Source organism: Flavobacterium sp. CLA17 (assembly GCF_013112255.2).
GTDB classification, from domain to species: Bacteria; Bacteroidota; Bacteroidia; order Flavobacteriales; family Flavobacteriaceae; genus Flavobacterium; species Flavobacterium circumlabens.
In genome coordinates this window covers 2464330-2475952 of the sequence record NZ_CP068294.1, presented here as the reverse complement: position 1 = coordinate 2475952, position 11623 = coordinate 2464330, and the positions used below count along the sequence as shown (strand labels likewise).

9 protein-coding genes are annotated in these 11623 nt (G+C 33.7%); 3 read left to right on the top strand and 6 right to left on the bottom strand.

Annotated features, from left to right (window positions below; translation table 11 throughout):
• Nucleotides 1-189 precede the first annotated feature (189 nt).
• The 6 genes from HAV12_RS10260 to HAV12_RS10235 form a co-directional block, all read right to left on the bottom strand.
• Nucleotides 190-987 (bottom strand): C1 family peptidase, encoded by a 798-nt coding sequence (locus tag HAV12_RS10260; RefSeq protein ID WP_171569559.1) that lies wholly within the window; start codon nucleotides 985-987, stop codon nucleotides 190-192.
• 39 nt (nucleotides 988-1026) lie between these two features.
• The gene (locus HAV12_RS10255; RefSeq protein ID WP_171569558.1) at nucleotides 1027-3264 is read right to left on the bottom strand and encodes a hypothetical protein; all 2238 of its coding nucleotides are present in this window, start codon (nucleotides 3262-3264) and stop codon (nucleotides 1027-1029) included.
• Between the two features lie 4 nt (nucleotides 3265-3268).
• On the bottom strand, nucleotides 3269-4381 hold the full coding sequence (locus tag HAV12_RS10250; protein WP_171569557.1) for a hypothetical protein: 1113 nt from the start codon (nucleotides 4379-4381) through the stop codon (nucleotides 3269-3271).
• Nucleotides 4381-5601: a hypothetical protein gene (locus tag HAV12_RS10245; RefSeq protein WP_171569556.1), complete on the bottom strand. Its 1221-nt coding sequence runs from the start codon at nucleotides 5599-5601 to the stop codon at nucleotides 4381-4383. Before HAV12_RS10245 ends, HAV12_RS10250 begins: the two co-directional genes overlap by 1 nt.
• A 416-nt stretch (nucleotides 5602-6017) precedes the next feature.
• Nucleotides 6018-6428 carry a hypothetical protein gene (locus HAV12_RS10240; protein WP_171569555.1) on the bottom strand — a complete coding sequence of 137 codons (411 nt, stop codon included), beginning with the start codon at nucleotides 6426-6428 and terminating at the stop codon, nucleotides 6018-6020.
• Between the two features lie 239 nt (nucleotides 6429-6667).
• The gene (locus HAV12_RS10235) at nucleotides 6668-7192 is read right to left on the bottom strand and encodes a hypothetical protein (RefSeq protein WP_171569554.1); all 525 of its coding nucleotides are present in this window, start codon (nucleotides 7190-7192) and stop codon (nucleotides 6668-6670) included.
• A gap of 321 nt (nucleotides 7193-7513) precedes the next feature.
• Here HAV12_RS10235 and HAV12_RS10230 point away from each other — a divergent pair, with 321 nt between their 5' ends.
• From HAV12_RS10230 to HAV12_RS10220, 3 genes are all read left to right on the top strand, one after another.
• On the top strand, nucleotides 7514-7948 hold the full coding sequence (locus tag HAV12_RS10230) for a hypothetical protein (RefSeq protein WP_171569553.1): 435 nt from the start codon (nucleotides 7514-7516) through the stop codon (nucleotides 7946-7948).
• A 390-nt stretch (nucleotides 7949-8338) separates the two neighbouring features.
• Entirely contained in the window at nucleotides 8339-10345 is a 2007-nt protein-coding gene (locus HAV12_RS10225; protein WP_171569552.1) for a class I SAM-dependent DNA methyltransferase, read from the top strand.
• On the top strand, nucleotides 10345-11619 hold the full coding sequence (locus HAV12_RS10220) for a restriction endonuclease subunit S (RefSeq protein ID WP_171569551.1): 1275 nt from the start codon (nucleotides 10345-10347) through the stop codon (nucleotides 11617-11619). Before HAV12_RS10225 ends, HAV12_RS10220 begins: the two co-directional genes overlap by 1 nt.
• Nucleotides 11620-11623 lie beyond the last annotated feature (4 nt).

The window sequence follows — 11623 nt, the reverse complement described above, 5'->3', positions numbered from 1 at the left end:
GTTTTATTAGAAATATTTCTGTAAGTATTGAAAAACACTATTCTATTGGGAATAAGATCTCCTGTCAATGGGCTACAGTCGACTTTATAAGCCAATATGCTCTTATCTTTTTCTATTACTTTATAATGCGCCTTCTTAACCAGTATTTTTTTTAATCTCATTTAATTATAATAAAAATCATTTATCTTTTCATTTATAGATCTCAGAAGGATCGTATTTTTTTATGGGGGGGAAGTCAGAAATTGTCGAAACAAAATCTTCTAAAATTATGGCATAGCTCAAATATTTATTAAAATCTTTATAAGTGATCCACGACAAACCATTGCTTCCAAAGGATTTATAATTGTTTTTAATTAGTAACGATCCGCCGTTTAAGGTATCATCAAATCCAACGACACAAATAGCGTGGTTCGATTCTTTATAATCGTTTTTAGCATCTATTTCCGGCTTGATCTGATAGATCAAATCTTTATTGTTTCGAAGGGATTCTGTTTGAGCGATGGCACAGATTACAGGTTCTTTTTTAAGCAGATATGGTTTAATCACATCCATCAGCTTAGCGAAATCTTCTCGTGAAGTATCAATTTTTATTATTGTTGTATAACCTTTAATTGCATAATTAGCTGCTAAGGTCAGTTCCGCTTTTGGAATCGTATAACAGCATAGTTGATTGCTAACCGGAACAGCACCGTACTTCACAAGAACAGCTGCTGCTTTTTCAATATTGCCTCCTATGCTGCAAGAAGTAAACAACCGTTTAAAAAAGTTTTTCTCAGATTGTATACGGGAGGCCGTAAATGCAGATGAAAAAGCATTAAGATTAATATCCTGTGCAGAGTTTATTTCCATCTTTATCGCAAATTTAATAGTAAGTGCCGTATAGGAAGCCGCATAAGCAAAACAAGTACCTTTATTCTGGTCTAAACTGGTAGGAGCAAATGCCGAAAAGTTTATTTTATCCTGACAGTAAACATTTGTTACTGTCATAAATATTGCCAAGAGTATTAAATAGTTTCTCATCTTGTATTAATGTTTACTGGTAAATATATAAATTGGAATATCAACTGAGATCCCTGCAGTTAACCTCCATACACTTGCGTCCTCAACGGTTATAGATTCTGTACTAATATCACGTAATTGAGGGGCATATTGGTAACCCACTTTTAGTGCCAGTGGGCTTTTCTTTATACCATAAACAAGATGGAATCCCGGAGCAAAAATTTGCGCTAAAGTAATTTTATCCGGTATATCGGTATTGGTATCATTAGAACGGTAGCTTAAAGCAGCACCAATATCAACAATACTAAAGAAACCTGTTATTGATCCGCTGTCTTCATCACTGTTCCCTGACCCAAAAGCTAAACCAATTGGAGCGGTCACACCATATACAAAATTTGAAAATAATTTGGTTTTAGTTTGACTATTTGCCTCTGTACCGCAGTAAAGTCCAGGATAAGCACTTAGTGCTGCCGAGAAGTATGATTTGCGTATTACTTTATAAGATTGTACAGGTTCAGCATAATTTTCAATCACTGCTTTTATCTGATCTGAAGTTTTTGCGGCAACTACATCATTAGTAAAAGCTAAGATGTTTTTAAGTGACTGAATCCATTTATTATCTTTTTCTGAACCAACAACCGTGGTGATAAGTGAAATGGCTGCATTGGTTGCTTTTGGTAAATTATTTGAACGTACCGATTTTGCAATGTCAATAGCATCCGTAACTCCCGAAATGATCTTTGCATACTTTTCGTCATATACATCTTCAGGATTAACAACTGAAAAAGTACTCTTAACCAAATCTACTAAAAAATCAGAATTAGTCAGAAAAAAATCAAGTGCTGCTTCCTTTCTTTCAGCGGCTGTGCTTTTCTCCAGTGCTTTTTTCATAGTATCAAACTCTTTGATACGCTGATCAATATTCTGTGCCAATAAAACAAAATTATAAATATCATTAAAACGTTGATTGAGCTTTGAATCGTTCGCAAGATCAATCAATTTACCTGATAAGTGTTTATCGTCAAAAAGTTCGGGATATTTATCATAGAGAAGGGCAAAGAAAATACGTATAATATCAGGATTTAATTTTTCAACCGTTTGGAGTTCAATCCATCGATCATCGTCCTTCGCCATTAGATTCTGTGAGAACATATCAGTTACGGCAATAATATAAGTACTGGTCAAATCTCCTTTATAGGGGTTTTGCAAAGCGATAGTATGCATTGCGGTTGAGGGATGGTTACCGATAGCCATTTGATTAATAAAAGTATACATCGCACTGCCAATGATAAAAACTTCTTTGTTTCCAGATGCCATATTTTCAAAACGATACCTCTTTACATAAGTAATAAAATTGGGCATTAAATTAGCCAGATCGTCAGCAAAGGCGTCTTTATAAGTAGCCCCCATACTTGGTAGATTAAAAATATCATTATCTTTAAAAGTTGCCCAGGTCTTAGGTAGTAGCTCTCTTATTTCCTTATTTTTTTCAAGAGCTTCCTTAAATTTCTCAAGATAAGCGATGGTAAGTTCTTGTTTAATACGGTCCCGTAAAAAATCTGAAAAGGCCTGAACGTATTTTGTAACATCCATTCCCCCGATAGCTGATAGAGCGTTATGAAGTTGCGCTGGATCTGGTGCTGGGTAAAGTGCGTTAAGTCCTTTGTTTCCAAAAAAATTAACATTTGTTACAAATGGATTTGTACTGTACCAATTATTATAATCGCCTCCATAAATATCATTAAGACGACTAGGGCTAATATATCGGGACAAGATTTTATCTAACTCTGTTACATTCATATCATTAGGATTATCCTTGTATTGATAAATATAGGCGTCCATCTGAATAGCGGCCCAAATTGCCCTGTTTAAATAGTCTTCATCATTAATAACGTACGTGGCACCGTTCCCGCTTCCACCATGTGGAGGTACAACTGGTGCACCCGTCACTAAGCTAATTAAATAAGGAGCACTGTCATCAAATTGTAATTGTAAATCTTTAGTGTCAGAAGGTATAGCAAATGTTTTACTTAATTCTGTACCCGAGCCAGTACTTGTTCCTTTGATTTCAGTACCTCCATTGTAAAAAAGCCTCAATTTATCAGCTTTGGTTGTATTGGGAATGTTATTTATTATAAATGTCTCCCCGGCAGCAAGAGCTGGTACCTCTTTGCTAGGTACTTTCATATAAACGATAGTTTTTTGGGCATTGCACTCAGCAATACTAAATACGCAAACGATAAAAAAGAGTAGAGTTTTGCTCATAAAATTAGAGTTTTAAGTAAAAATTATTCAGTATACGCTGTATAGGCAAGACATAACTGGACAATGTGTCCGATCCTACAAGTAAGCCTATGAGCTGTTGATTGTATAGTACCGGGCAACCTGAATCACCTGGGTTACTGGTATTAGTGATCTGTATGAGATTCTCTTTATAATAACTTTTTGTTCCCTGTGCAAATCTTTGTGATGCATTTACAGATAAAATATGTCCTGACTTCCTTCCGCTTTTTGCGCCGAATAGTACCACATGTTTTCTCTCATATTCCGGATCATTAAATATATCTATGTGACCATTTATTTCTGTTCCGTCAAATGTTACGTTCCTCATATCCAAATCTGATTTTAAGTAAATTAAGGCCACATCATGCCAATCAGTGAAAAGACCTGAGTAAAGCCATCCAATTTCATTTGTACTGTTAGGATTGTCAAACCATGCGGGCATACTGCAAAACCGAAACTGGCTGTCTTTGTCATAAGAATAAATGAAGATATCTTTCTCCATGAAATCAACGGCAGCCACATGATAGTTCGTCAACAGATAATTTCCGGCGTTGCCGGTCATGGTACCACGCAACTTAATACCACTACTGCCCCATTGCTCCATTCCTCTGCGCGAAATACTGCTCCCAAGTATAAAATGAAACTCACTGTTCGGGGCTATCACCATACTTGTAGGAATTGTAAATCCTTTAAAATAAAGTATAGCCGGTATAGCTGAATTTTGCAGGTTCAAATATTGAAAAACGAGTGAAAAAACATCATTATATTCTATTGTTACACCTGTAAGTTCAGGTATTTCATCCCTGTACTTTCTCCAAAAATAGTCCTTTGCCTCAGCCATTATTAGCATCGATTTTTTACGGTCTGAACCAAATGAGGTATCTTTTATGGCAAACTCAGTTTCATCAATACCTCCGCTCCAATAATAACAAAGGTCTTCGCTGTTAAGATACCATATTGCATTACCTTCAATGTCGTCTCCGATAACTACTGAATCAATAACAATACGTTCGCCCGGGCTTTTATAAGTCCGGATCTTTGCGTTTACTGAGGCAGTGCCAATACGCGCATTCAGATATTTACTTACAAAAGTTTTCATTAGCCAACAGGTTTAACGGGCGGTGAAGTCTTATCTGTACCAGTTGCAGTTTTATCATCGGGTTTACCGCCTGTTCCGCGTATCTGCATCAACTTGTTTAATAAATCAAACCAAAATGAAGATCCAAAGGAAATAGCAAGTGCTGTAAGCAAGTAACCCCAGGAAAACAGGCTGGCTTGTGGCAAATTACGACAGGCTGGCTCATACTTTTTAATGAGTAACGAAAGCTCGGCCTGTTGGTTCTTATTCTTTTTAAAAATGACTGAAGTACTGTCTTTCTTTTTAATCAGTTTGTTTTCTGCTTCAACAAGGACTGCTCTTTGTTTCTGAAAAAAATGGCAAACCTGACAACTGTCGCTATTTGCTACTTTTACCGAGAGTATTTGTCCAGCCTGATCGATATCGGCCTGAACAGCTGTGCTGGCTTCTCTGAGCATTTTATCATCTGTCTTATCACTTGTTGTGTTCTGTTGGGAGCCATGGCTAACGGCAAGCTGCACCATATTATTTCGCGCGTTATCATCTTTGGCCAAAAGTCGGTAAATTGCAATACAGTCTACCTCGCAATTAAATGCAATTATTAACCCTATAACAAAAAGCATAAGTTTGGTTTGTTTTAAATACCAACCCGAAACGCGGTCCATAGTCCGGTTAAACCAGGTTTCCAGATTAACCCGGAACTGATTAATATCTCCTTGGGCATCATTCCAGAGCCTGCCCAGATGCTCACAGGTTTCTTTATCGATATCAACTTGTTTGCCATCCACTCCGCGAACATTTTTACAGGTAAAAAGAACATGCTTTATTTGTTCTGCAGCATTAGCATTACCGCTTCCCTGACTCCCCTGAAGCAGGTATACTATCGTTTCGGAAAAATTGGACGCATCAATATAAGAGGGTTTGCTGTTCCAACTGCTCTCTGCAAGATATTTGATAGTTGGATAGTTATAAAATATTTTGAAAAAAGAGTGTTCATTTCCTGAAAAGGGCACAAAAAAACGAACAATATTTTTCCATATTTCCAGTGGAATTTTTATGATAGTCAATTTATAGGTAACATTTTCATCCTGAAGCATTCGTCTTATACCTTTCTGAAGCATTCTTGCACGCAAGTTCAACCATCGGGCTACTATTTCTTGTATAATAGTGGCTAATAAACTATAAAGGAGAAAAACAAAAACTAATCCGATAAACACATTAAATGCTACGTTGTCAAACATAATAATCGTATTAAAGTTTAAACTGTTTAATTTTATAAAATCGTCGAATACAAATACGGAGCGATTTTTTAAAAGTTAAAAAATAGTCCCTGTGAAATTATTTTAATGAGCTTAATGATTATGTTATTACAATAAAATATTACCAAATCTAATTATTATATCCTGCAAAATTCTAGGTAGAATTACCTGATTTTAACTTTGTGATCCATTATGAGTTTACCTTAAATGCACACAAATCAATTTGATATAATTGTCTACCAGTTAAATACGTAAGAAAATCGCTCCGATATATTAATTACGGTAAATGAAGTCAGCACTAATTATTTATTTTCATAGAACTACATTCGATATAAAACATCCACAAAAAAAAGGGTTGTCCCAACCAGGACAACCCTCTTCTTCTACAAACGAATAGTTTACAAAGTCGCTTTATGGGCCGTTAGTTCGGCTACAAAAGTGTCTACTTCTTTTATTTCGTTTTCGATACGCTGAATATCCAGCTCTTTTTGCAGCAAGGCCAGAAGCCCGTAGGTTAATTTACGGTTTTCGAGTAAGAATTGTTTGTGTTCTAATTTTTTTATCCTTACGCTCATCTCCCTTTTACCCTTCCCTTCCGGCAACATGACTACTGCTACTCTTAGCGCCAATAGCTCGGCCAGTACCCCTTGTAAAATTGCTTCTACTTCTACTGAAGTAGTCTCAAATTTATCGGTTAAACGATCTTCAGACATCAGTTCAAAATCCAAATCTGCTTTCTCTCTTGCTGCCCATGTCAATAAGACGTCGCAGTCTGCTACTTGTGTAATTCTTTTAATGGAATACCCCATGATTTTTTAATTTTATTGATTATTCCTGCAATACTAATAAAAATCAATATCCGTTGTTTTGTATCAGAAATAATTTACAATAATTTTAACAAATTGTAAGAAAAAAAGTATATATAGTAAATTTTAAACAAATAAATATACTTATGGTATACTCTATAAAGGTCACCAATTGCGGGGTATTCCACCCTAATCAATCAAAATTTATGCTGTAAAGTCACAGCTAATCGCTTAGATTTTTTTTATTTACCTGATAGTTTCTCGTTCAGCAACAATTCCTCGTGTTGCAATAACCGAAGTTTAAATTCGTACTGCTCCTGCAGTTCCAAGCCATTTTTCTGCATAACCGCTTCTGCCCTGTTTTTAATGTGCTGCAAAAGTTCTTGCTCCCATTTGGTTTCCTGTTCTTTAGTGGACAGAAAATTACTGAGCTTCCAGGCGATCATTGCCTGCTCATATTTATCCTTATACTTTTTGAGTATCGCCGCTACACGGGCCTGATTGAGCTGGTTATCAATCAGCTTACCTTCCCAAAAATTATTTTTCTTTGATCCTTGCTGCTTTGCAGGGGGTAAAGCAACTTTCTCTTCTTTATCTAATTGGGCTATAAAAGCGAACATTTCAGCCAGCTTGAGTTGCGCTTCCGGAGGCAGACCACGCTGTCCTGATACATACATTGCCCATTGGCTGCGCGTGACCCGCAGCAGCATGGCCATTTCTTCTTGCTGCATCCCCAATAATTCTCCAATATTTTTATCTTTTTTCATCCCGATGCTTTATAAGATATTACATTTCATTCTTGTGACAAATTTAATTACAATTTACACTTTGTCACGAAAAGCGTGACAAAAAAAAATCTAATTATTAATTTGTCACAAAAAAAACGTGACAAATTTGATTTTGTTTTTTATTTTGTCACAATTATAATTACTAACAAAGGAAGTAATACAAGAGATAAAATAGTATCCCAAATTATTTCTTTTGAAAAAAATCAGTTAAAATATAGCTTATATTCGCCAGAAGAAGGGCTAACGTAAAACGAACAGAAGTTAGAATTACAGTAAACTTACTTGATATAAAAAAAGAAGATGCAAAAGAGTTTAATACTATCACTACTATTTAGTTTTTTTAGTCTTTATGCCAACAGTAAAACCAAAGGGATACCAGCAAATACTTTATATGTTATTGACCCTACCTGTTCCTCTACTAACGTAACACTAAAATCAGAACGGACAGAGAAAGACAGAAAATTTCTTTTTTGGAAATTACCGCACAAAAAAATAATTGTACGTGATCAGGTAAAGGATGCCAACGGAAAAATCATCCTGAAGACAACCTCTATAAATATTTGTTCAACAGATGCCTGTGACGGCATAAGATACCGCCGTATAAAAATTACAGTCAATGAAATATTGCTTTTTTACTACAATAGAAATCCTGAAAACGCCATCATAAAACGCTACGATTTTTGCGGTAACTATCTCGGAAAGAAAATTTGGGATAAAGAAGTTTTTTATGAATAAACCCAAAGAGCTTGCAATAGTGTTATAAAATTAATGGTACTTTGAAAATGCCTGATTAGGAATCACTATGCGTTTAAAAGACAGTAAAATTAAACTAAAGAATATTAGAATTTTATAAAAAAAAATGGAATAAAATTGGATGATTTTAATTAACATTAGAAATTGACCTAAAAATAGAAATCAAAACTTCCTATTAAATTATAAATTACTAACGAAAATTTACTTAAAAACTGTAAGTTTGCTGAAATGTGCTTCCTCAATATTAGATTAAAAATGGCTGACAATTATTGTTGCTAGCAATAACAGTGAACATATTTTTCACTTGAGTTAACAAAATGGAGTCGTGAATAATAAATGGAAAATCATTCTAAAAACAAACGAAATAATTAAATGACTACACATCAACAACACATAAAATTTATTTGGGATATTGCAGACTTATTACGTGGGCCTTACAGGCCCCCACAATATGAGCGTGTAATGCTACCAATGACTGTTTTACGTCGATTTGATTCTGTATTGGAAGACACAAAATCTAAAGTTCTCGAAGAATTTGAGATTTTAAAATTAAAATACAAAAATGATATCCCATCTTCAATTTTAAGTTCCAAACTTGAAAAAATAACAGATCAAAAATTCTACAATACTTCCCCATTTACATTTGATAAACTTAAAGGAGCTCCTGATAGTATTGCGCAGGATTTGGTAAGCTACATTAATGGATTTTCAACAAATGTGAGACAAATTTTTGAGTTCTTCGATTTTGAAAAAGAAATTTTTGCGATGAATGATGCTAATATTTTATATTTAATCGTTTCGGAATTTGCAAAAGTTAATTTACATCCTGATTTTGTTAAAAACAGAGATATGGGTTTAATTTTTGAAAATCTTATTCGTCGTTTCAACGAATTAGCAAATGAAACAGCTGGTGATCACTTTACACCACGTGAAATTATTAAATTAATGGTAAATTTATTATTTATTGATGATGACTCTTTCTTAATCAATAAGTATGAATTACGCAAAATTTTAGATCCTACTTGTGGTACGGGAGGAATGTTATCCGAAGCTAAGAATTATGTTAAAAAACTAAATAGTGAAGCTATTTTAGCAACATATGGACAAGAATACAACAAAAGAGCGTTTGCAACAGCAGCAGCGGATTTACTGATAAAAATGGATAAGTCTGATAGTATTGGGAAATATAATCAGGATCAGGGAGAAATAAAATTTGGAGATACTTTAATTAATGATCAATTTAAAGATGATACATTTGATTATCTAATTGCAAATCCTCCTTTTGGTGTTGATTGGAAAAAGCAAAAACCACAAATTGATCGTGATAAAACAGGGCGTTTCGAAGCGGGCTTACCTCGTGTAAACGATGGTGCTTTATTGTTTTTGCAACATATGATCAGTAAATTTGAACCATATAATCCTAAAGATAAAAAACATGGCTCTCGATTAGCTGTTGTATTTAGTGGTTCTCCTATGTTTTCTGGTGGAGCGGGATCTGGCGAAAGTGACATACGTAAATGGATAATCGAAAATGATTGGTTAGAAGGAATAATTGCTTTACCCGAACAAATGTTTTATAACACTGGAATAACCACTTATATTTGGATATTGACCAATCGAAAAACACCAAACCGAAAAGGAAAAATTCAATTATTTGACGCGCGAGAATTTTACATCTCAATGCGCAAAAGCCAAGGAAGTAAACGCAGAAAAATTGGAGAAGGTGACGTTGATGATGGAATTATTCATGTAAACGAACCAAATCAAATAGCTCAGATTATTGAGGAGTATGGTCAATTTGTCAATTCAAAAAACTCAAAATTACTTGATAATAAAGATTTTGGTTTTACTCGTGTAACCGTGGATCGTCCATTACGTTTAAAGTACCAAATGTCATTAGAAAGAAAGTCATCTTTCTTAGACGCTTGTCCGCATTTGCTTGATGACCTACAATCAATCGATAAAAAATTAGGTAGACAAGAACTAAGAGATTGGAATAAAGTTTTAATAAACATAAAAAAAATAAGCAACCAAAAATGGTCAGCTAAGGAAATAGCATTATTCCGTTCAGTATTTACAGAAAAAGATCCTGAGGCAGAAAAAGTATTAAAAGGGAAATCCGACTTTGAAGCTGACACTGATTTGAGAGATTTTGAAAATATCCCTTTAAAAATAAAGATTAACGAATATTTCAAAAAGGAAGTTTTACCTTTTGTTACAGATGCCTGGATGGATAATTCAAAAGACAAAATAGGTTATGAAATCAATTTTAATCGTTATTTCTTTAAAAATAGCGAAAATCGTTCTTTAGAAATAATTAATAAAGAATTAAGTCAGATTGAAGAAGAAATACTTAAAATGATTCAAGATACATTATAATGAGTTTATCAAAAGAATATCGTATAAAACATTTGTTTGTAAAAAGAATTGGTGGTGCATGGGGTGTAGAGCCTGATGAAAATGCTAAAATATGTTTGCGTGCAGCCGATATAATAACTGATCAATTTCGTCATAAACTTAATGACTTAACTTATCGTTCATTTTCGTTTCAAGAGTTAATTTCAAGAAAACTTAAACAAGGTGACATTATTATAGAAAAGTCTGGAGGTGGAGAAAACCAACCAGTAGGAAGAGTTGCTAAATTTGTAATAGAAAAGGAAGCTTTATGTTCAAATTTTCTAGATTTACTAAGACCTAATAATGAGATTGTTATACCTAGTTTTATAACCTACATTTTGTATAGTTTATGGAAAAACAGAACAGTTGTTAAGTCAATAAAACAAACTACTGGAATTCAGAATTTGGATATTGAAGATTATTTTAATAATAAAGCTAAAATTCCAAGTTTGTTTGAACAAAATAAAATTGTTAATTATCTAGATAAAGAAATAAGAAAAATAGATAGTTTAATTGAAAAGAAAAAAAAATTAATAGATCTTCTCGAAGAAAAGAAAAAAGCTGTAATTAACCAGTGCGTAACCAGAGACTTAAATTCGGAAGATTTTTTAAAGAATTCCGGAATTAACTGGCTCGGCAATGTTTCTGAAAACTGGAGGGTAGAAAGATTAAAATTTCTAACGAGTAAAGTAGGAAGCGGAGTTACTCCATCTGGCGGGGCGGAAGTCTATACAGATGAAGGTATATTATTTTTAAGAAGCCAGAATATATATAATGACAGACTACATCTAGATGATGAAACATATATACCGGAAAATATTCATAATAATATGAAATCTTCTCAAGTAAAAAAAGGCGATATATTATTAAATATAACCGGGGGGTCAATTGGAAGATGTTATTATTATAATCTAGAAGTTGAAGCTAATATCAATCAACATGTATGCATTATACGTGTAAATGATAAAATTTTTTATAAGTATTTACATTTTGTACTTATATCATTTGTAGGACAGTTTCAAATTGATTTATTGCAATATGGAGGTGGTAGAGAAGCTGTTTCGTTTGAGAATATTAAAAATTTTTGGATACCTTTTCCTTCTTTCGAGCAACAAAAGGATATCGTAGACTTTATAGAAAAAGAATTCTCAAAATTTGACTCAATTGTAAATAAAGTAAGAAAAGCTAAAAACCTTTTAAAAGAAAAACGAACTGCAATTATATTAGAAGCAATTAATGGTGAATTAAACTTATAAAAAT

Coding starts and splice junctions, on each gene's coding strand:
- HAV12_RS10260 (WP_171569559.1), bottom strand. CDS start 987: ATGACAGTAACAAATGTTTACTGTCAGGATAAAATAAACTTTTCGGCA.
- HAV12_RS10255 (WP_171569558.1), bottom strand. CDS start 3,264: ATGAGCAAAACTCTACTCTTTTTTATCGTTTGCGTATTTAGTATTGCT.
- HAV12_RS10250 (WP_171569557.1), bottom strand. CDS start 4,381: ATGAAAACTTTTGTAAGTAAATATCTGAATGCGCGTATTGGCACTGCC.
- HAV12_RS10245 (WP_171569556.1), bottom strand. CDS start 5,601: ATGTTTGACAACGTAGCATTTAATGTGTTTATCGGATTAGTTTTTGTT.
- HAV12_RS10240 (WP_171569555.1), bottom strand. CDS start 6,428: ATGGGGTATTCCATTAAAAGAATTACACAAGTAGCAGACTGCGACGTC.
- HAV12_RS10235 (WP_171569554.1), bottom strand. CDS start 7,192: ATGAAAAAAGATAAAAATATTGGAGAATTATTGGGGATGCAGCAAGAA.
- HAV12_RS10230 (WP_171569553.1), top strand. CDS start 7,514: ATGCAAAAGAGTTTAATACTATCACTACTATTTAGTTTTTTTAGTCTT.
- HAV12_RS10225 (WP_171569552.1), top strand. CDS start 8,339: ATGACTACACATCAACAACACATAAAATTTATTTGGGATATTGCAGAC.
- HAV12_RS10220 (WP_171569551.1), top strand. CDS start 10,345: ATGAGTTTATCAAAAGAATATCGTATAAAACATTTGTTTGTAAAAAGA.